The organism is Streptomyces sp. KLMMK (assembly GCF_036961605.1).
Lineage (GTDB): Bacteria > Actinomycetota > Actinomycetes > Streptomycetales > Streptomycetaceae > Streptomyces > Streptomyces telluris.
In genome coordinates, this window is record NZ_JBAMDC010000034.1 from 1 (window position 1) to 20,491 (window position 20,491).

Annotated in this window: 19 protein-coding genes; 11 read left to right on the top strand and 8 right to left on the bottom strand. The window is 71.5% G+C overall.

Annotated elements, in window-relative coordinates; translation table 11 throughout:
- The 5 genes from V7793_RS09365 to V7793_RS09385 all read right to left on the bottom strand — a co-directional run.
- On the bottom strand, positions 1-1,399 hold a 1,399-nt coding region (locus tag V7793_RS09365), incomplete at its 3' end, for an amino acid adenylation domain-containing protein (RefSeq protein WP_336004219.1).
- A 94-nt stretch (positions 1,400-1,493) separates the two neighbouring features.
- Positions 1,494-2,762 carry an MFS transporter gene (locus V7793_RS09370; RefSeq protein WP_336004221.1) on the bottom strand — a complete coding sequence of 423 codons (1,269 nt, stop codon included), beginning with the start codon at positions 2,760-2,762 and terminating at the stop codon, positions 1,494-1,496.
- A 5-nt stretch (positions 2,763-2,767) separates the two neighbouring features.
- Entirely contained in the window at positions 2,768-3,628 is an 861-nt protein-coding gene (locus tag V7793_RS09375; protein ID WP_336004223.1) for an isocitrate lyase/phosphoenolpyruvate mutase family protein, read from the bottom strand.
- 54 nt (positions 3,629-3,682) lie between these two features.
- A complete protein-coding gene (locus tag V7793_RS09380) occupies positions 3,683-5,920 on the bottom strand; it encodes an FAD/NAD(P)-binding protein (RefSeq protein ID WP_336004226.1) in 2,238 nt (745 codons plus the stop codon).
- Entirely contained in the window at positions 5,917-7,068 is a 1,152-nt protein-coding gene (locus V7793_RS09385; protein WP_168092481.1) for a 2-aminoethylphosphonate aminotransferase, read from the bottom strand. The genes V7793_RS09380 and V7793_RS09385 overlap by 4 nt, the downstream gene beginning before the upstream one ends.
- Before the next feature lie 694 nt (positions 7,069-7,762).
- On the opposite strand from V7793_RS09385, the gene V7793_RS09390 reads away from it, so the two are divergent.
- From V7793_RS09390 to V7793_RS09415, 6 genes are all read left to right on the top strand, one after another.
- Positions 7,763-8,734, top strand: a complete 972-nt coding sequence (locus tag V7793_RS09390; RefSeq protein ID WP_336004231.1) for an NAD(P)-dependent oxidoreductase — start codon at positions 7,763-7,765, stop codon at positions 8,732-8,734.
- Complete coding sequence (locus V7793_RS09395) at positions 8,734-9,792, top strand: zinc-dependent alcohol dehydrogenase (RefSeq protein WP_336004233.1); 1,059 nt, start codon at positions 8,734-8,736, stop codon at positions 9,790-9,792. Before V7793_RS09390 ends, V7793_RS09395 begins: the two co-directional genes overlap by 1 nt.
- A complete protein-coding gene (argC, locus tag V7793_RS09400) occupies positions 9,789-10,880 on the top strand; it encodes an N-acetyl-gamma-glutamyl-phosphate reductase (protein WP_336004237.1) in 1,092 nt (363 codons plus the stop codon). Before V7793_RS09395 ends, argC begins: the two co-directional genes overlap by 4 nt.
- A gap of 82 nt (positions 10,881-10,962) precedes the next feature.
- Positions 10,963-12,144, top strand: coding sequence for a phosphoglycerate kinase (gene pgk / locus V7793_RS09405; protein ID WP_336004239.1), 1,182 nt, complete (start codon positions 10,963-10,965; stop codon positions 12,142-12,144).
- Positions 12,141-13,262 (top strand): iron-containing alcohol dehydrogenase, encoded by a 1,122-nt coding sequence (locus V7793_RS09410; RefSeq protein ID WP_336004242.1) that lies wholly within the window; start codon positions 12,141-12,143, stop codon positions 13,260-13,262. Before pgk ends, V7793_RS09410 begins: the two co-directional genes overlap by 4 nt.
- A 60-nt stretch (positions 13,263-13,322) precedes the next feature.
- Complete coding sequence (locus tag V7793_RS09415; RefSeq protein ID WP_336004243.1) at positions 13,323-13,469, top strand: hypothetical protein; 147 nt, start codon at positions 13,323-13,325, stop codon at positions 13,467-13,469.
- Between the two features lie 319 nt (positions 13,470-13,788).
- On the opposite strand, the gene V7793_RS09420 is transcribed toward V7793_RS09415, so the two are convergent.
- Positions 13,789-14,433, bottom strand: coding sequence for a TetR/AcrR family transcriptional regulator (locus V7793_RS09420; RefSeq protein WP_336004246.1), 645 nt, complete (start codon positions 14,431-14,433; stop codon positions 13,789-13,791).
- 162 nt (positions 14,434-14,595) lie between these two features.
- Between V7793_RS09420 and V7793_RS09425 the strand changes: the two genes are divergently transcribed.
- From V7793_RS09425 to V7793_RS09435, 3 genes are all read left to right on the top strand, one after another.
- Complete coding sequence (locus V7793_RS09425; RefSeq protein WP_336004248.1) at positions 14,596-15,156, top strand: dihydrofolate reductase family protein; 561 nt, start codon at positions 14,596-14,598, stop codon at positions 15,154-15,156.
- Between the two features lie 79 nt (positions 15,157-15,235).
- A complete protein-coding gene (locus tag V7793_RS09430) occupies positions 15,236-15,808 on the top strand; it encodes a dihydrofolate reductase family protein (protein WP_336004250.1) in 573 nt (190 codons plus the stop codon).
- Positions 15,809-15,861: 53 nt separating this feature from the next.
- Entirely contained in the window at positions 15,862-16,074 is a 213-nt protein-coding gene (locus tag V7793_RS09435; protein ID WP_336004252.1) for a DUF4287 domain-containing protein, read from the top strand.
- 16 nt (positions 16,075-16,090) lie between these two features.
- On the opposite strand, the gene V7793_RS09440 is transcribed toward V7793_RS09435, so the two are convergent.
- Positions 16,091-16,915 (bottom strand): ABC transporter permease, encoded by an 825-nt coding sequence (locus V7793_RS09440; RefSeq protein WP_336004255.1) that lies wholly within the window; start codon positions 16,913-16,915, stop codon positions 16,091-16,093.
- Positions 16,912-17,850, bottom strand: a complete 939-nt coding sequence (locus V7793_RS09445; RefSeq protein WP_336004257.1) for an ATP-binding cassette domain-containing protein — start codon at positions 17,848-17,850, stop codon at positions 16,912-16,914. Before V7793_RS09445 ends, V7793_RS09440 begins: the two co-directional genes overlap by 4 nt.
- 291 nt (positions 17,851-18,141) lie before the next feature.
- Between V7793_RS09445 and V7793_RS09450 the strand changes: the two genes are divergently transcribed.
- Both V7793_RS09450 and V7793_RS09455 read left to right on the top strand, forming a co-directional pair.
- Positions 18,142-19,230, top strand: coding sequence for a serine hydrolase domain-containing protein (locus V7793_RS09450; protein WP_336004274.1), 1,089 nt, complete (start codon positions 18,142-18,144; stop codon positions 19,228-19,230).
- Positions 19,231-19,622: 392 nt separating this feature from the next.
- Positions 19,623-20,426: a GNAT family N-acetyltransferase gene (locus tag V7793_RS09455; RefSeq protein ID WP_336004258.1), complete on the top strand. Its 804-nt coding sequence runs from the start codon at positions 19,623-19,625 to the stop codon at positions 20,424-20,426.
- The last annotated feature ends 65 nt before the right edge of the window (positions 20,427-20,491 follow it).

The window sequence follows — 20,491 nt, forward strand, 5'->3', positions numbered from 1 at the left end:
GCGGCAGCGCGTCGGCGGGGAGCAGGTGGTGGGGCACCTCATGGGCGGGCAGCCGCCGGCGCAGGCTCTCGCGCAGCGCCTGCACCTCGTCGTCTGCGCCTCCGCCTCCGGTGAAGACGACGTGGGCGGCGAGGACCGGGGAGTCGGCGGGGCCGGCGAGGACGACCGCGGCCTCGTGGACGCCCGGCTCGGCGCGGATCGCCTCCTCGATGCCGCCGAGTTCGACGCGGAACCCGCGGATCTTCACCTGGTCGTCGATGCGGCCGAGGTAGTCGACGCGGCCGTCGGGGCGGATCCGGACGAGGTCGCCGGTGCGGTAGCAGGGGGTGTCCGGGGCGCCGGGCAGGGGGGCGAAGCGCTCGCGCGTGAGGTCCGGGCGCCGGTGGTAGCCGAGGGCCACGCCGATGCCCTGGACGCAGAGTTCGCCGGCCTCGCCGGGGCCCGCGGGCCGGTCGCCGTCGAGGACGGTGAGCGTGGTGCCGCGGGCGGGGCGGCCGATGGTGATGTCGTCCGGGTCGACCTTCTCGCAGGTGGCGTAGATGGTGGTCTCGGTGGGCCCGTAGATGTTCCACAGGGTGCAGTCGGCGGTGAGAGCGCGCGCCGTGGCGGGTGGCAGGACCTCGCCGCCGGCGATCAGGGTCATACCGGGGCGGGGCCGCCAGCCGGCGCCGAGCATCGCCCCGAACATCGAGGGGGTGCCCATCAGGAAGGTGACGCCGCGCTCCTTGATCCACTGGGTGAGCAGCTCGGGGTCGCGGGCCACGGTGCGGGGCGGCAGGTGGAGCGTCCCGCCGGCGGTGAGCGGCAGGAACATCTCCAGGACGGCGAAGTCGAAGGCGACGGAGGCGATGGCGAGGACGGAGTCCGCGGGGCCGAATCCGAAGCTGTCGGCGGCGTGCCCGAGGAGGTTGGCGACGCTGCGGTGGGCCAGCACGGCGCCCTTGGGGCGACCTGTGGAACCCGAGGTGTAGATGACGTAGGCGGCTGCGCCGGGGGTGGTCTCCGGACGCTCGAACGGCCCCTGGACCCCGGCACCGGCGTCCGCGTCGGCGGGGATCACGGGCGCTCCCCAGGCGGTGGCCGTGGCGGGGTCGTCGCTGACGACCGCCGCCGGTCCGGCGTCCTCGGCCACGAAGCGCAGCCGGTCCGCGGGGTACTCGGGGTCGAGCGGCACGTAGACCGCCCCGCTGCGCAGCACGGCGAGCGCGGCGGCGACGAGGTCGCACCGGCGACCGACGTGCACGGCGACCCGGTCCCCCGGCCGCACGTGGGGGGCGAGGGCCGCGGCGAGGGCGTCGGCGCGGTCGGACAGCTGCCGGTAGGTCCAGGAGCGTTCCTCGTCGCTGACGGCGACGGCGTCGGGGGTGGCGGCGACGTGCCGGTCCACGAGTTCATGCACCGGCGGGAGCGCACTGCGGGAGGAATCCATCCACGTGTTCTTTCTTCAGGGGGTGTGGCACTTCAGTGGGTACGGGGGTGCGGGCGTACGGGGTTCAGGCGGGCGGGGCGTCCTCGCGGGCGGCGGCGCTCAGGGCCACCAGACGGCCGCCGAACAGGCCCAGGACGGCGAAGCAACCGCCGAGGACCAGCCAGCCCGTGGCCCCGTGCCCGATGACCAGCCAGGTCAGCAGGGCGGGTCCGACGGCCTGCCGCAGTCCCTTGCGGAACGCGAAGACCCCCTGGTACTCGGCCTGCCGGCCGGGGGGCGGCAGGTCGTAGGAGAGCTGGAGCGCGCTGGCCACCTGGCACAGTTCACCGACGGCGAGGACCAGTGCCGAGACCACCAGGGCGGTCACGGGCAGCGCGACGCCGGGAACGGCGGAGAGCGCGGCCGCGCAGCAGGAGACGCCGAGGAGGATCCCTCCGCGCACCTGCATCGCGCCCGCGCTCGCCAGGGTGTCGATGCGCCGGCCGACCCGTACCTGGGTGGCGATGATGACGACGGTGTTGAGGGCGAGCAGGACGGCGTTGAGCCAGGCCGGGGCCCGGGTGGACGTGACGATCCACAGGGGCACGATGACGGTGACGAGGACCTGGTGCATCTCCAGGGCCCCGTTCACCAGGGTCAGCAGCAGGAAGCGCACGTCGGTGAAGGCCCGTCCTGAACGCCGGGATCCGGGCTGTGCCGGCGGCGGCGCGTCGTCCTGCGGGGGGCGCAGACGCAGCGTCAGCAGGGCGCAGCACACGTGCGCACAGGCGTTGCCGAGGAAGACGCCGAGGAACGCCTCGCGGGTGCCGGCGAGGAGGGCCAGGGTGGCGAGGCCGGAGCCCGCGATGAAGCCGATGTTGAGCAGGCTGCGCATCTGTGCGCGCAGAAGGCTCGCCCTGGTGCCCCGGGACAGTGCGTGGACCAGGGTGGCGCGCAGCGGCTCCGCGGCGCCCTCGCCGATGGAGATGCCGCAGGCCAGCAGGAGGAAGCCGGGGTAGGAGCCGACGGTGCCGTAGAGGACGAAGAGCACCGCGGTGGCGGCGTAGGTGAGGGCGAGCGGCACACGGGTGCCGAACCGGCCGGCGGCGGCGCCCGCCAGGGTGCTGGCGAGCGCGCCGCAGACGCCGGCGAGGCTCAGGCCGGTGCCGACCTGCCCGCTGCTCAGGCCGGCGACGCCCGTGAGGAACAGGGCGCTGGAGCTGAGGAAGGCGCCCAGGCCCACGGACTGGACGAGGGTGAGCAGGGCGAGCTGCCGGCCGGGCCCCGGGCCGGGGATCTGCTCCCCGGCCCAGGTGCGCACGCCGCCGTACAGGCTCTGCGCGGAGAGCGTCACGCGGCTCAGGCCTCCAGCTTCTGCCAGGCCGCGAGCTGCTGCAGTTCGAAGATGTCGCTGACCGGCGCGATCGTGTCCTCCAGCTCCACGGAGCTGCCGGTCTCGTAGATGGTGCGGTAGGCGTCCCGCAGGGAAGTGATCGTCGCGCGCAGCCCCTGGTTGGCGTAGATGACGGTCGAGACGCCGGCGCGCTCGACCTCGTCGACGTGCCAGTCGGGGTACGTGGTGGGGACGACGACCACGGGGCGCCGGTTCTCCCAGCCGCGGAGGAACTCCTCGATCTGCTCCCGGCTCTTCAGCTTGGAGTGGATGAGCACGGCGTCGGCGCCGGCGTCCGCGTAGGCGTGGCAGCGGCGCAGCGCCTCGTCCACGCCGAGGCCGCTGATGAGGGCCTCGGTGCGGGCTATGACGAAGAATTCGCCGGTGCTCTGGACGCTCTTGGCGGTGCGGATCTTGGAGGCGAAGGCCTCGGTGTCCAGGAGGGTGTGGTCGTGCGCGGCGAAGCTGTTCATCTTCGGGAACAGCTTGTCCTCCATGGCCACTGCGGTGATGCCGGCGGCCTCGTACTCGAGCACCATGTGGGCCACGTTGAGGTTGCCGCCGTAGCCGGTGTCGCAGTCGGCGACGACGGGGATGTGCAGCGCCTTCTGCATGTTGGCGGCGCTCTCCAGGTACTCCGTCATCGTGAGGACGCTGGCGTCGGGCAGGCAGCGGGCGGCGGAGGCCTCCAGGCTGGAGGCCCACACGGCGTCGAATCCGGCGTTCTGGGCGAGGACGGCACCGATGGCGTCGTGGGCGCCCGCGACGCGGACGATGCTGCCGCGCTCGACGAGGCTGCGGAAGGAGGGGCTTTGGGTCCGAAGCATGGTGATTCCTAGGGTTGTGCAGGTGCAGGTGCAGGTGCAGGTGCAGGTGCGGGGTCAGGCGGACGGGGCGGCCGTCCCGGCGGGCCGGGCGGCGGCCGAGCGCTCCAGGACGTGCTCCCAGAAGGGCGCGAGCCAGGTGAGGATGTCCTGCATGACGTGGTGGTCCTGCTGCGGACGGAGGGCTCCCAGCTGGAAGAACATGACGCCTTCGCTGGGCGGGCCGAGGAAGGTGAGGCGGCGGTCGGCCGTCCCGTCGGCGGCCAGCGGGTGGAAGGCCGCGTCGAGGTCGAGGCCGCCCGGCTCGAACGGCGGCTCGGTGCCGTCGCCCGGGTTGCTCCACTTGCGGACGAGGCCGCGGCGCAGCAGGTTCGGGTAGAGCGGGGCGGTGTCCGCGGCGGGGTCGAAGGCGTGCACCTTCGCCTCGACGAGGACGTCGAAGGAGCGTTCCGTTCCGGTGTGCGGGCCGGTGACGTGCCACTGGTCGCCCTCCCCGCGGACGCGGGCGTCGGGTCCGGCGTCGATGTCGACGAGACCGCACCGGATCAGGGCGAGCATCTTCTCCATGACCTCGAGCGCGGCACCGTTGGCCAGGCGGTTGTGGTGCCGCATGAAGACGTCGAGGAAGGCGCGGTGCGACGAGGGGGTCAGGCCGCCGAAGTCGACGGCGTGGCCGAGCACCGGGCGCAGGTCGCGCCAGACGCCGTCGGCCGCGGCCTTGGCCGGGTTGGTGAGGTTGTCCTGGGCGGCCTGGAGGTGGTCCTTCTCCATGAAAGCGACCATGGCGGCGCGGTAGGCCTCGGGGGACGTCCACTCCGTGGCCGGGATCGGGCGGATGCTCTCGTGCCAGGAGAAGCGGTGGTCCGCGACGCGCTTGGCGTGCCGCCAGGGCGAGGACTCGCCGGCGACGGCCGCGGCGAGCTCGGCGGGGGCGGTGGCGAGGGCGGTCATGCGTTCGGCCTGCTCCGGCCCGAACACCACGGTGAGGAAGCGGTACAGGGCGCCGGTCACGGACCAGGGCAGGTCCTCGGCGGGGGCGTCCGCGGTCCCGGAGAGCAGCCCGTCGAGGACGGTCTCCATCGCGGTCACCGCGGTGCGCAGGGGGGCCACGAGGATCTCCGTGGCCTCCTCGGTGCCGAGGCCGGCGCTCTCCCCGTCGAGGAAGGACGCGTAGGCGCCCTCGCTGACGCGGGCCAGTTCGTCGGCGACGTCGGCGCCGAGCAGCGTCTTGTAGTAGAGGTGGTGCATCTCCAGGACGACGAGCGGGAACACGTGGCGCTCGAAGTCGAGCTGGCGCTGCTCGCGGGTGCCGACGGTCACCGGGACGCCCACGGTCTTGCGCAGCCGGTCGACGGCCTCCTCGGTGAGGAAGCGGCCGCGGTGCTCGTACGTGGCGAGGTCCACCTCCTTGGCGTTGTAGGGGCGGGCGAAGGTGAACAGGCCCGAGCCGCTGAAGCACACGATGGAGCGCGGTTCGCGCCCGGACGGCACGTAGTCGAGCCCTCCGCCGTCGGCCGGGACGAACTGCCCGCCGCGGCCCTCCGTCAGGTAGAGGATGACGTCGAACGTGGTGAGGCCCATGCCCACGCAGCCGACGGTCTCCTCGGACGCCACGTCGTCCTCGGACAGGTGGCGCTCGAGGGGGTAGGCGCTGGGGATGAACCGGGCGGCGCTGCGCTCCGCGAAGTCCTGCCAGGGCCGCTGGCGCGGGGTGCGGGCGGGGTCGTTGGTGGAGTGGCCGGTGACCATCAGGATGTGGTCGACGTCCAGGGGCTCGGCGCCGTCGCTCACCAGCCGCAGGTGGGTGCCCTCGTCCACGACGTCGGTGACCTCGGCCCGCCGCAGGTGCACGGTCACGCCGGGGTGGGCCTCCAGCATGTTCCGGTAGCGGGTGAAGAGGTCCTTCAGGGCGAGGCCGTGGACGTAGCGCTTGGGCCAGTCCTCGGCGGCGAGGTCGAAGGCCGGGTCGCCGGTCTCCTCGAACTTGCGCCGGCACCACTCCAGCAGGGTGGGCCGCTCGGCGGGGGCCAGGAGGGGGCCGGCGCCGGTCACGGTCTCGTCGGCGGCGAAGGCGACCTGGCCGACGATGCGGTTGAGGAAGCTGACGCTGGGCTGCTCGGCGCTGTGCACCTCGCCGTCGCCGAACCGGCCGGTGCGGTCGAAGACATGGATGTCGAGGGCGAGGGGGCCGTCGTGGGCGGACACCATCGCGGCGAGCCGCTCCATGGTGTAGGTGCAGCTGGGGCCGCCGCCGACGAAGGCGAGGCGCAGGGGGGCCGGGGAGGCGGTGGTCACGCGGCCACCCCCGCCGCGCCGAGCTTGCCGAGCACGCGGTCGAGCGCGGCCAGGAAGACGTCGGGCACGTCGGTGGCGAGCTGGCCCATGTTGGCGACGCGGAAGACGTTGCCGACCTGTTCCTGCACGCCGTAGATGACGAAGCCCTCGTCCTTCAGGAGGTCGTGCAGGTCGGCGTAGCGGACCCCGTCGGGTACGTGGACGTTGGTGACGCTGGTGCTCATCTGTTCCTCCGGGAGGAGGAACCTGAGACCGCGCTCGGCGAATCCGGCCCGCAGGCGCCGGGCGAAATCGGTGTAGCGCGCGATGCGCTCGCCGACGCCCTCGGCGAGCATGAGGTCCAGGGCCTCCTCGAAGGCGTACATCACCTGGACGGCGGGGGTGAACAGCGGGGCGCCGACCTTGTCCTGGGCGACGTAGTGGCCGTGCAGGTCGAGGTAGAACGTCCGGGACGGGACATCGGCGAGGGCCTCCAGGCGGTCCCGGCGGGCACACACGAAGCTGACGCCCGGCAGGCCCTCCAGGCACTTGTTGGCCGTGCCCACGAGCCAGTCGACGTGGTCGGCGGCCATGTCGAACTCCTCGGCGCCGACGCTGCTGATGCCGTCGACGAGGAGGGACCGGCCGTGGCGGGCCACGACCTCGCCGATCTCCCGGAGCGGGTTGAGCATGCCGGTGCTGGTCTCGTGGTGCACCATGCCGACGTGGGTGATCTGCGGGTCGGCGGCGAGGACGGCGTCGACCGCGGCCGGGTCCATCGGGTTCATCCAGCCGAACTCCAGGTGGTGTTCGGGGATCCCGTGGACGGTGACGATGCGGTGGATCCGCTCGCCGTAGTTGCCGTTGTCCAGGACGAGGATCTTGCCGTCGCGCGGGACGACGGAGGAGACGGCCGCCTCCAGAGCGGCGGTGCCGGAGCCGGCCAGCAGCACGCTGGTGTGGTTCTCGTCGCCGCCGCAGACCGCGGTGGCCTTGGCGCGGGTGCGCCGCATCAGGGCGGCGGCCTCGGGCTCGCGGTGGCACACGTCGGGGTACGTCATGGCGGCGCGGACGCGCTCGTGCACATTGACGGGGCCGGGATTGAGCAGGACGGCGGCCGGAGGCGGACAGGCGGATTCCTGCCCGTTGACGGGCGTGGTGGCTTCCATGAATTCTCCTAAAGGAAAAGCAAAATGTTTTCCGGGGCGTTCGGAGGAAATACCGGGACCGTTCGGTTGTGGACGTGAAGCGGGCGTCGGACGGACGCGAAGAGGCGTCGGATTCGCCGGTCGTGACGGGCAGGCGACGTCGGCGTCACAGCAGGCCCGGACCATGGCGGCGGACGGGTCGCACCCCGTCCCCTCGGCTCTCACCGGAGACTATGCGTCCAAGATCGCAAGCGTCAAGGAAGTGAATTCCCCATGCACTTATCGCCAACTCGACCGAGCCTATTGCCACATGCACCCCCATATGTCCACATTGAAGCCCGAAGACACGCGCCTTGATCGCAGCAGCAGGTCACGCCTAGGCTCCCCTCCGTGAGCACCCCGGACGGTGGGGTGCGTCGCTCCCGCCCAACACCTCCCCTGGCCCGGACCCGCCCGGACCCCGGCCCTCCGGACCCTCGGAGCGCCTCCGCGACACCCTCGCGGACCGCATCTCCGTGGCTCATGCAACCAATACCGTTGACGGATTCCGATCCCATTTGATCTACTCGGCGAAGGGGTGGAGCTACCCGGGATAACACGTCCCGGGCAGGGGGGTTGGTCAGGGATCTGTAAGAACTTCCGGCCGGTGCGGGAATCCCGCGTCAAAGGGACCGCGGCCGTGAATACGCCAGCGCACGAAGGAAGATCTCTGCACGTGATATCACCATCCCCCACGGCCCCCGCAGCGGTGCGCGTCGTCGTGCTCGACCCCGTCGACCGGGGCGCCCTGGAGCGACTGTCCGCGGCCCACGACGTCCAACTCGCCTACGGCACACCGCAAGAGGACGTCGCGGACCGCGTCCGCGACGCCCAGATCGTCATCGTGCGCAGCGGGGTGAAGCTCACCGCCGAGGTCATCGAAGCCGCCCCCGGGCTGCGCGGAATCGTCCGCGCCGGCGCCGGGACGGACAACATCGACCTCGGCGCGGCCCGCCGGGCCGGCGTCACGGTGTGCAACGTGCCGGGCGGCTCCGCCAACGCCGTCGCCGAACTCGCCCTCGGCCTCTGCCTCGCCGCCGCCCGCAACATCGCCCTCGCCGACCGCCAGATACGCCGCGACGAATGGCGCAAACACGCCCTCGCGGGCGTCGAACTCGCCGGCAAGAACCTGGGCGTCGTGGGGTTCGGGCACATCGGCAGCCGCATCGCCGGGATCGGCAAGGCCCTGGGCATGTCCGTGCTCGTCTCCGTAGGCCGCCCGGACGAGGAGCGGCGGGCCGAACTCGCCGCCGACGGCTACCGGATGGCCGGCCTGCCGGAGCTGCTGGGCACCGCGGACTTCCTCTGCCTGGCCGTCCCCCTCAACGACCGCACCCGTCACCTCATCGGGGCCGACGAGCTGCGCGCCATGCGGCCGACCGCGTTCCTGGTCAACGTCTCCCGCGGCGGCGTCGTCGACGAGGAGGCCCTGCACACCGCCCTCTCCGAAGGCGTCATCTCAGGTGCCGGCGTGGACGTCCACGCGGCCGAGGGCCTCCGCTCACCCCTCGCCGATCTGGACAACGTCGTGCTCACCCCCCACATCGGCGCCATGTCCGCCGATGCCCAGCGCCGGATCGGCGAGCGCGTCACCGATGCCGTCGAGGCGATGCTCTCCGGCACCCCCGTCATGAACAGGATGTGTTAATGGGGCCCGCTGTCCACCCCACGATGAACGCGGCGGTCCTGACCGCCGACCGCACCATGGAGCACCGGCAGGTGCCCGTGCCCGAACCGGGCCCCGGTGAACTCCTCGTCCGCGTCGCCGTGTCGGGGATCTGCGGCTCCGACCTGTCCGCCTACCGCGGGCTGCACCCCTACAAGAAGGCGCCGGTCGTCCTCGGCCACGAGTTCTGCGGCAAGGTCGTCGGCACCGGTCCCGGCGTGACCCGATTCGCCGTCGGCGACCTCGTCTGCTCGTCCGCGTACGCCTCCTGCGACGCCTGCCCACCGTGCCGCACCGGGGCGACCCACCTGTGCCGCCACCGCACCAACCTCAGCCACCTCGGCTGGGAGGGCTCCTTCGCCGACTTCGTGCTGCTGCGCGAGAACATGACGTACCGGCTGCCCGCCGGGCTCGGCCACGAGGCCGGAGCCATGGTGGAGCCCCTCTCCATCGGCCTGCACGCCATGCGCCTGGCCGACCCCTCCGGCGGCCCGGTCGTCACCGTCCTGGGCACCGGCACGATCGGCCTGGCGTGCGTCGTCGCCGCCCGGCGCCTGGGCTTCGGGCCCGTGCACTGCGCCGACCTCGGCCCCGCCAAGGGGGAGCTCGCCCGCTCCGTCGGCGCCCAGGGATACGTCGACGTCGCCCAGGAGGAACTCCGCTCCGGCGCCGCGGCGTTGGCACCCGGCGGGTCCGACGTCACGGTGATCGCCTCCGGCCACCCCGGCGTCGTCGCCGACGCGGCAGCCGTCACCCGGCCCGGCGGCCAGGTGATCGTCGTCAGCTACTTCGGCGGGCCGCAGGACGTCGACTGGAACGCCCTCGTCTCGGCCGAACTCACCGTGCGGTTCTCCGCCCTGTCGACGGCCGCCGACTTCGAAGAGGTGATCGGCTGGCTGGGCCGCGGAGAGATCGACCCCGTGCCGCTGGTCACTCACCGCTTCCCCCTGCGGGACGCCGCTACCGCCCTGCGCCTCATGGACCGGGCGGACGGCACCGTGGGCAAGATTCTGCTGCAGGTCAACCGGGAGAGTGGATGAACACCCAGAAGAACCAGGACCTGACCGTCGGCGTCATCGGCGGCACCGGCTACGCGGGCGGCGAACTCTGCCGGCTGCTCCTGGGCCACCCGAACGTGGCACGGATCCTGCCGACCTCCCGCGAGGAGAAGGACTTCGAGGAGATCCATCCGAACCTCCTGGGCTCAGGGCTCTCCTTCCTGACCGCCGACCGGCTCGCGGAGCGGGCGGACGAGCTGGACGTCGTCTTCTTCTCCACGCCCACCGGCGAGGCCATGCGCACGGGCCGGCACTACCTCGACCGCGGCGCCCGCGTGATCGACCTCAGCGCCGACTTCCGCTTCGCGGACCCCGCGGCCTACGAGCGCGCCCACGGCCCCCGCCACGAATCCCCCGACCTGCTGCGCGAGGCCGTGTACGGCGTCACGGAGCTGTACCGCGAGCACATCGCGAAGGCCCGCCTGGTGGCCAACCCCGGCTGCTACGCGATCACCGCGATCCTCGGCCTCACGCCGCTGCTGCAGGGCGCCGTCACCGGCCGGCGCGTCTCCGTCCACGCGGTCAACGGCACCACCGGCGCCGGTGTCACCCCCAAGCGCGCTCTCATGCACGCCGAGGTCGCCGGGTCCATGCTCGCCTACAGCCTCGGCGGGCACCGGCACGGGCCCGAGCTGGAGGAGGTCCTCGGCGGCCTTGCCGGCCGCCCCGTCGAGGTCGACCTCAACACGACGCACGGCGACTTCGCCCGCGGCATCCACCTGCAGGCCAACGTGGACGTACCCGCCGGCACCACCCGGGACGACCTCGTCGCGCTGTACCAGGAGTTCTACGGCGCGGGCGCAGCCGGCGAGTACTTCGTCCGTGTCAACGCCCGCTCCCCGCGCGGCGGTCTGAACGTCAAGGACTACTCCCTCTACCCCTCGATCGCCGCCGTGAACGGCTCCAACTTCTGTCACCTGGGCCTGGACGTCGACACCGAGCGCAGCATCGCCAAGGTCGTCGCGGTCACGGACAACCTCGTCAAGGGCGCGGCGGGATCCGCGATCCAGAACATGAACGTCATGCTGGGCATCGACGAGACCACCGGGCTCCGCCACCATGCGCTCTGAGGCCACGCGCCCACCCGCCGTTCCCTCCGTTCCCTCCGTGCCTTCGGCGCTTTCGGCGCTTTCGGCGCTTTCGGCGCCCACCATGGAGGGACTCCCGCTCCTGCGGGAACGCCCGGTCCGGGCCGGCGAGCGGTGGGTCTTCTCCGCCGGCTTCAATGCCGGCCCGGCCCTGGCGGACACCACCCGCATCGACTGCGAGGTTCCCGACCTGCTGCGCCTCACGCAGGCCGGGGCCCGCGTCGCCGTCCTCGCCCACCAGGGCAGCCATCGCGACGGCACCGCGCGGTCCCTGGAGTACGTGGCCCGTCACCTGGGCCGGGTGCTCGGCCGCCAGGTCGGCTACCACCCCGAGTCCACCGGGGACGGGGCCGTCGAACGGGCCCGCACACTGCGGGACGGCGAGGTCGTGCTCTTCGGCAACACCCGCCACCACGCCGGGGAGGAGGCGGGCGACCCGGAGCTCGCCCGGCAGTTCGCGCTCCTCGGCGAGCTGGTCGCCGTCGGCGGCTTCTCCAAGGCCCACCGCGCCCACGCCTCGAACACCGGCATCCTGCACCACCGGCCCGGCTGGGCCGCCGACAGCCTGCTCGCCGAGACCGCGGCCCTGGCCCCCTGGGCCGGCCACGCACCCGGCACCCGCTCCGTCGCCGTCCTCGGCGGCGTCAAGCCGGAGAAGACCCTCATCGGCCTGCGGCGGCTCGCCGAGACCTACGACGTCGTCGTGCCCGGCGGCGTCGTGCTCACCACCCTGCTGCGCGTCCTCGGCCACGAGGTCGGGTGCTCGGAGCTCGGGAGCAGCCCCGGGAAGTGCGCCGAGGCGGCCTCCCGCGTCCTGGCCGGCTCTCGCGCGGAGATCCACCTTCCCGAGCGGGTCGTCGTCCGCGGCCCCGGAGGCGACGCCCGCACGGTGGACCTCGCCGACGGCGTCCCCGCCGACCACGCGATCGTGGACTTCGAGCTCCCCGCGCGCACCCGTGAGGCGCTGCGGCAGTTGCGCGAGCACGGCGGCCGGGCCCTCCTGGCGGGGACCCCGAGCCGCTGGACCGACGGCTTCGGCGCCGCGGCCCGCCCCCTGCTCGACGCGTTCGCCGCACCGGGCGTGCGGGCCCTGCTCCTCGGCGGCGACACCGTGGCCGAACTCCCCTGGGACGGCCCGGTGTCCGGTGGCGGCGGGTCCGCCCTCCAGTACCTCGCGGACGGCACGTGCGCCGTGTTCGACGCCCTGCGGTCCCAGCACTCCCCCGGAAGGACGGCCACACCGTGATCATCGACCTGAGTACCCCCACCACCGTACGCTTCGGGCGGGGCCGCTTGGACGAACTGGGCGCTGTCACCGCGGAGCGGGGCCGAGACGCCCTCCTCGTCTGCGGGCGCACCTCGGCCCGCCGGTACGGGCACCTGGACGCGGCCCTGTCCTCCCTCGCCGACGCCGGGGTGCGCGTCACCGTCTTCGACGACGTCTCGCCCGACCCCCGGGCGCACGAGATCGACGCCGCGGTCGCGCAGGCCCGGGCCGCGGGCTGCGACGTCGTGATCGGCCTCGGCGGCGGCAGCGCCCTCGACGCGGCCAAGGCCGTCGCCGTGAGCCTGCGCCACGGTCCGTGCGGCCCGCTCGTGGGCCGCACGCTGGAGCGGATCGCCGACCCGGTCCCCGTCATCGCGGTCCCGACCACGGCGGGGAGCGGCGCCGAGGTCACCAAGGGCGCGATCATCACCGACACGAACCGCAGCCTCAAGGCCGGGATCCGCGGCGACGACCTGTTCCCGGCCGTCGCCCTGATCGACCCCGCCCTGCTGCGCAGCGTCCCCGCACGGGTCGCGGCCGAGAGCGGGTTCGATGCCCTGGCCCACGCGGTCGAGGGCTACGTCGCCCGGCGCGCCAACGCGATCACCCGGCACCACGCGGAGTGGGCGCTCGGCCTGCTCGGCCACCGCCTCCCGCAGGCCGTCGCCGGTGACCTCTCCGACGAGGTGCTCGACGACATGGCGCTGGCCGCCCTCCTCGGCGGCCTGAACGTCGCGAACGCCAGCACGTGCCTCCCGCACCGCGTGCAGCAGGCCATGGGGGCGGTGCCGCGCCTGCGCATTTCCCACGGCCGCGGACTCGCCGCCGTCTACCCCGCCTGGCTGGAACTGACCTACGCCCACGCCCCCGGGGCCTTCGACCGGATCGGCGAACTGCTGGGCGGCCCCGACGTCGGCCTCGCCCTCGGCCGCATCATGGAGGACACGGGCGTCCGCGAGGGCCTGGGCTCGCACGGGTTCGCACCCGGCGACCTGGAAACGGTCGCGGGATCGGTCGTCGGCAACACGGCCAACGATCCGAACCCGTCGGTGGACGACACCACCGTCAAGGCGATCCTGGAGCACTCGATGACGTGACCGGCAGCCGGCGCAGACGACGGACAACCCGGTGCCCGCGCCGCCGGAACCTCTTCCGACGTGGCACAGCACACGGCGGAGGCCGTGGCGCTGACGCTGCTCGGCCTGCCTCCGGAATCGATGACGGCGGTCCTCGCCGTCGCGGGCACCACGGCCGCCGGCGTCATCCGCCGCACGCCCGCCGCCTTTCCCGCCCACCGCGTCTGAAGGAGGCGTCCGTGGGGTGCCGCACCAGCGCCCCGGTGACGCCTGAACCCGTGGAAACGCTCGCGCAGTGGCTGCAGCCACTGCGCGAGCGGTCGGGGCAGAGCTATCGCCGGATGGCGCATTACGCGACCGCAAATCCGTACGCTCCGCGAGCTCGAACTCCTCGTGGGGCCGGGCCGGTTGCCGCGCTCTGTCCTCGGCGCGGTCCTCAGCGGCCGCCGCATGCCGTCGAAGGAACTGCTGCTCCGTCTGAGGGGCGAGGGTGCTGAGAGCGTTGAGGGCGTTGAGGGCCTTGAGGGTTTCTGCCGCGCCCGGTGTGTCAGATGCCGCGTTCGATCATGTCGATGACGTGCTGGCCGGCTTCGTGGGCCTGCGAGGGGAGGAGGCCGCGAAGTGGGCCGTCGATGAGCAGGACGGCGAGTCCGTGGACGGCCGACCAGGCGAGGAACTCGGCTCCGGGGCGCCGGTCCTCGGCCAGGAGGCCCGCATCCACCAGGCCGTCGAGGGCCTCGCCGAGCAGCTCGAAGGGGGTCTTGCCGGTGATGCCCGCGGCGGTTTCGGCGGCGGCGTGGGCCATGTCGCCGGGCACGTGGAAGGCCGTGCGGAACAGGCCGGGTTGCTCCTGGGCGAAGCGGAGGTAGCCGGTGCCGACGGCACGGAAGCGGGCCCGGGCGGCGGCCACCGGGTCGCCGGCGGGCGGCAGGGCGGCCTGTTCGGCCTCCATCGTGCGGGCGACCTGGGCCATGGCCGCCTGGGAGACGGCGTGGAGCAGGGCGCCGCGGTCGGCGAAGTGCCGGTAGGCGGCGTTGGGGGCGACCCCGGCCTCCCTCGTGGCGGCGCGCAGCACGATGGCCTCCGGGCCGCCCTGGCGGGCGAGTCCGAGGGCGGCCTCGATCAGTGCGTTGCGGAGGTCGCCGTGGCGGTAGGTGTCCCGCTTGGGCTTGCCGTCTTCGGTTGCCGTCATGGCCGCCGCCTCCAATGTGGACAGCATCCACTTAAGTCGTCTAGGCTCCTGCATGATCACTCGGGGGGCGCGGATCGACACACCCTCCGAATGTGGACATCGTACACAAGTGGCAGTCGGCGGCCGTCCGGACGCCTGTCGCCAGAGGGGGACCCGGTACTCATGGGCAAGATCACGCACTTCGTGCACCAGTCGCTGGACGGCTTCACCGAAGGACCGAACGGCGAGTTCGACTGGCCCCGCATGGACGGCGAACTGTCCGCTTATTCGCAGGCCCTCACCGGCAGCGCCGACATCTTCCTGTACGGCCGCGCGGTGTGGGACATGATGTCCGGCTTCTGGCCCCGCGCCGAGGAGTTCTCCACCCACGAACACGATCTCGCGTTCGCACCCGTCTGGCGAGCGGCGTCCAAGGTGGTCGTCTCCTCGACGCTGACCGAGGCCGACTGGAACACCCGCGTCATCAACACCAACGTCGTCGAGCAGCTCACCGCGCTCAAGAACAGCGGTGCACACCTGCTGCTGTTCGGCGGCTCCGCGCTGGCCGGCTTCCTGACCGAGCACCGGCTGATCGACGAGTACCAGATCTTCGTCCACCCCGTCGTCCTCGGCGGCGGCAAGCCCGTCTTCGCCGCCTCGCAGCAGCGCCTCGACCTGACCCTGGCCGGGACCAGGACCTTCGACTCCCAGGTGGTCCTCGTCCGTCACGAGCGGGCCGAATAGGCCGAAGCCTCCAGTACCCAGACACCGATACCAGCACCCAGCTACCAGCTACCAGCTACCAGCTACCAAGGAACCTCAAGTGCGTACCCTGATCAGCACCGCCTTCATCTCGCTCGACGGCGTCGTCGAGGCCCCCGGCGGCGAGCCCGGCTACCGCAACTCCGGCTGGACCTTCAAGGACATGGAGTTCCTTCCCGAGGCGTTCGAGATCAAGGGCCGGGAGCAGCAGGAAGCCACCGCCATGCTGCTGGGCCGGACCAGCTACGAGGCATTCAGCCCGGTGTGGCCCGGCATGGAGGACTTCGCCGGCTACAAGATGATGCCGAAGTACGTCGTCTCCACCACGCTCACCGAGGACGACTTGGTGGCGAACTGGGGCGAGACCACGATCCTGCGCTCACTGGACGAGGTCGCCGCGCTGAAGGAGACCGAGGGCGGCCCGGTCATCCTCCACGGCAGCGCCTCCCTCAACCAGGCCCTCTCGGACGCCGGCCTGATCGACCGCTACCACCTCCTCGTCTTCCCGCTCCTGCTCGGCGCGGGCAAGCGCCTGTTCAGCGCCACCGACAAGAACGCCCAGAAGCTCCAGCTGGTCGAGCACGAAACCTACGCCAACGGCGTGCAGAAGAACGTCTTCGACGTCGTCCGCTGAGCAGGCTCCCGCACCCGAAGTACGCACACGGCTCCAGAAGGACGGAACCCGGCATGACCGCCACGCCGAAAGGCCCCGCCAGCTACTTCCCCTCCATCGAGAAGAAGTACGGCCGCCCGATCACGGAATGGAAGGATCTCATCCGTTCCTCGCCCCTGACCAAGCACATGGAGCTTGTCACCTGGCTGAAGGCTGAACACGGCCTGGGGCACGGCCACGCCAACGCTCTGGTCGCCCACACCCTCGCAGAAGACACGGTCAAATGAACCAGCGCCGGGACCGTTAGCGGCTCAGGTCCCGGAACCGCTTCACTGCCAGCGGGAAGAACACCGCGATCAGGGCCACCGGCCAGGCCACCGCGAGGAGTTCCGCGTGGGTCGCGGCCCAGGAGTCGCCACCCGCGCCCGGGTTGCCGAACAGACCGCGTACCGCGGTGGCCGTCGCGGACATCGGGTTCCACTCCACGATCGCGCCCAGCCACGACGGCATCGATGCGGGCGAGGCGATGGCGTTGGAGAGGAAGCCGACCGGCCAGACCAGGATCTGCACCGCCTGCACCAGTTCCGGCTTGCCCGCGACCATCGCCAGGTGGATGCCGATCCACAGCATCGCGAACCGCAGCAGCAACAGCAGCCCCACTGCGCCCAGGAAGGAGGTGAATCCTTCGTGGCCGCGCCAGCCGATCGCGTATCCGACCGCGATCATCACGGTCAGGCCGACCGCCGACTGCAGCATGTCCGCGACGCTCCGTCCGACCAGGACCGCACCGGAGTTCATGGGCATCGAGCGGAACCGGTCGATGACCCCCTTGCCGAGGTCCTGGGTGACCGAGAGCATCGTCGCCTCAAGGCCGAAGGCCATGGTCATGGTGAGCACGCCGGGCACCAGGTAGGCCTTGAAGTCCCCGTCGACGCCCCGTCCGCCGCCGATCAGGTAGCCGAACATCAGCAGCATCATCACCGGGAAGACCAGGCCGACGACCACCTGCACGGGTTGGCGCGCCCAGTGGGCCAGCTCGCGCCTGGTCATCGTCCAGGAGTCGGCGGCCGCCCAGCTCAGCCTCGAACCCGTGCCGTGCGCCGTGCTCACACCGTCGGTCGCACTCATGCGGCGTCCTCCTTCGTCAGGTGCATGAAGACTTCGTCGAGCGTCGGCCGGCGGACCGCGACGTCCTCCGCCTCGATGCCGGCCGCCTCCAGCGCCCGTACGGTCTCGGTCAGCGCGGCCATCCGGTGGGTGACCGAGGCGCTGGCCATCCGCCGGTCCTCGTCCACCACCACGTCACCGGGCAGGAGAGATGCCGCGCGTGCCAGCTGGGCCGTGTCGTGCAGGACCACGTCGATGCGGTCACCGCCGGTCCTGGACTTCAGCTCGTCCGCCGTGCCCTCCGCGATGACCTTTCCGTGGTTGATCACCGCGATCCGGTCGGCCAGCTGGTCGGCCTCCTCCAGGTACTGCGTGGTCAGCAGGACGGTCGTGCCGCCGCCCACCAGTGAGCGCACCGCGTTCCACACCTCCGTGCGGCCGCGGGGGTCGAGCCCGGTCGTGGGCTCGTCCAGGAAGAGCACCTGAGGCCGCGAGATGAGAGACGCCGCCAGATCGAGCCGCCGCCGCATACCGCCGCTGTACTGCTTGACGGCCTTGCTGCCGGTGTCCGCGAGCCCGAACCGGTCCAGGAGCTCGACGGCCCGCGTGCCGGCGCGGCGCGCGCCGAGATGGTAGAGGCGGCCGAACATCTCCAGGTTCTGGCGCCCACTGAGCTCTTCGTCGACGGCGGCGTTCTGGCCGAGCAGCCCGATCCGTGAGCGCACCTCGTCGGCCCGGGTCCTCACGTCGACTCCCGCCACCTCGACACGCCCCTCATCGGGGCGCAGCAAGGTGGACATGATGCGTACAGCCGTGGTCTTGCCGGCGCCGTTCGGGCCGAGAATCCCCTGGACGGTCCCGCCTCGGACCGTGAGATCGAGGCCGTCGAGGGCCTGCTTGTCCCCGTACCTCTTCCGCAGGCCTTCGACGACGATCGCCGGATCGTAGTCAGACACAACACCCTCCCTCAGTCAGTGGTCAAACTTGACTAGAGGCTGCAAGGTACGACCTCGCGGGCCGACTAGTCAAACTTGATTACAGGGGGCGGCGGTCTTGCCGCGGCGCAGACTCGGGTTCGCGAGGTCACGGCGGGCGGTGGGCCGCGGCGACCGGTCCGCGCACATGCCGCCCGCTCGGCCACCGCGGCCGTCCGCACACAGAATCCGCCGGCTCTTGATCGATTGGCGAGGGCACGGCCGCCGGAGGACTCTCGATCAGGACGGAAGAAGGTGGTCCAAGTGAATCGGATGACGTTGTCGTGCACGGCCGGGGGCGCCATGCTGGTGGTCGCGCTTTCCGGTGTCACAGACCCGCACGCCTACGCAGCCGGTGACGACCGCGAAAAGCGCAGCGCAGAGATTCTCCAGGAGCTGGTGCCTTCCACCGGCGGCCCGGGCTGCGCGGCCGCGGTCGGCAAACGCGGTGATGTCATCTGGGAGGCGGGAAGAGGAAAAGCCGACCTGGCGACGGGGCGCGCCATTACCTCGAAGACGGTCTTCGACATGGCATCCAATTCCAAGCAATTCACTGCAGATGCCGTTCTTTTGCTGGCCGGGCGGCATCAGCTCGCACTGGACGACCCCCTGTCCGATTTCTTCGACAACCCGCCCGCCTGGACCCAGGACGTCACGCTGGGCGACCTGATGCATCACACCAGCGGCATTCCCGACTACCAGGATCTGCTGGAGGCCAAGGGCATCCAGCTGACGGATCCGGCCGGCCAGCAGGAAGCGATCGAGGCCATCCTCGCCTCGCAGCCGGAGGATCCGCCGGGTAAGCGCTTCTCCTACTCCAACTCCAACTACGTCCTCCTGGCCCATGCCGTCGAAAGGGTCACCGGCACGCCGTTCCCGACGTTCCTCCAGCAGGAATTCTTCACCCCGCTGCACCTGCGCATGACCTTGTCCCCGGCAGTGGACGTTCCCGGCAAGGCGAAGTCGTACGACGAGAAGGACGGATCCTTCACTCCGAACTCCTCCCCCTGGAGGCAGTACGGAGACGGGTCCGTTCAAACCACTCCTGGGGAATTCGTCCGCTGGGCCGACAATTACCGCACCGGCCGCATCGGTGGAAAGGAACTGCTCACCGGAGTCACGGAGGGGGCGGTGAGCGTGGGCGACGCCCTGCGTCAGCGCGGCATCGAAGAAGGGTGGTACGGGGCCGGAATCCTCCTTCTCCCCGACCGGAGCCTGGTACACCGCGGCGACTGGGAGCAATTCCACAGCACCTTCAAGGTGAGCCCGGACCGGAACACCGCGGTCACCGTGGTGTGCAACACGGATTCACCCGACAATTTCCGTGCAGCCAACCAACTGCTGGACATCTGGGCCAAATGACGGATTGGCCTCGCCGGCTGCGAGCGGCTTGGGCCGGTTCAGGCTGAACGCCGCGGCGGCGCCCAAGGTGCGAACCGGCAGAGCCCGCGCAACGCGTCGGCCTTCCTCATCCGGCCCTGACAGGCCCGCCCTGCCGTCCGGAGCCTGCACCATCTCGTGGTGCCCACCCCACACCACCTGCAGCACACCCTGCGCGCGCACGTCGTACGGGACCGTCCGACCGTGCCCACGGGGCCACCTGGTGCTCCAGCAATATCGGTTGAGATCCATCCGCCTATCAGAGACATTACGTCGTTAGGCCGGAGGCATGACGAAGACCCGAGTCACTTCTGATCGGGCCCCGCCCGCCCCTTCGCCTGGATCACCGCACATTGACCGAACAGGAGCCATCCGTGGCCAACACTTGGCAGACCGCCCCCGACGCTCGTGTCGAGGATCGAAGCAGGCAGGACGATCCGGATCACCCTGCGGCCTTCGACGACGCGGTGATACGCCAGGCCCGCAACTCCGCCGCGTTCTGGGCCGCACTCGGAAACTCCCGCGGCCACGAGGTGATCCGCCGGCGCAGCTTCCTCGCCGTGCTCGGCGACGAGCGCGCCGGGACACGTATCTTGCTGCAGGAACCCGGCCTTGATGCGTACGAGCTCGCCGAGCTGACCGAGCTGGCCGGCCGATCGACCGGACCGGTGGATGCCGAGGATCCGTTCAGTTCCACCGACCTGAGCCACCTGGGCCTGCGCAACTGGCAGATGCCGATCATGGTGCGCCCGCCCGGCCCTGTCCCCGCCCCCGCGATGGAGGTGATCCGGGTCCGGCGCACGCACGAGCTGCAGACTGCCGAGCAGATCGTGATCGAGGGCTTCGAGCTGACCAGATTCGCCCCCTACCGGCCGGGCGAGTTGTTCCCCACGGCACTGACCGAGCAGCCGGGCGTGGACGTCTTTCTCGCCGTCCTCGACGGCGAGGCGGTGGGAGCCGGTGTCACCGTCGTCCACGACGGGGTCGGCAGCCACTACTGGGTCAGCACATCGTCGGCGCACCGCTCCCGCGGCGCCGGACGGGCCGTCATGCTCGGCTCGCTCGCGCCCATGGCGGACCTTACGGTGACGCTCACCGCCTCACGGCTCGGACGGCCGCTGTATGAGTCGCTGGGCTACACCGCTGTCACCGCGTCGACTTGGTGGTCCTCCCAATGACCGGCACCGAGGCGTGACTTGGCGTTCCCGGCCGACCCGCGTGTAACAGGAATGTATTGACGAGT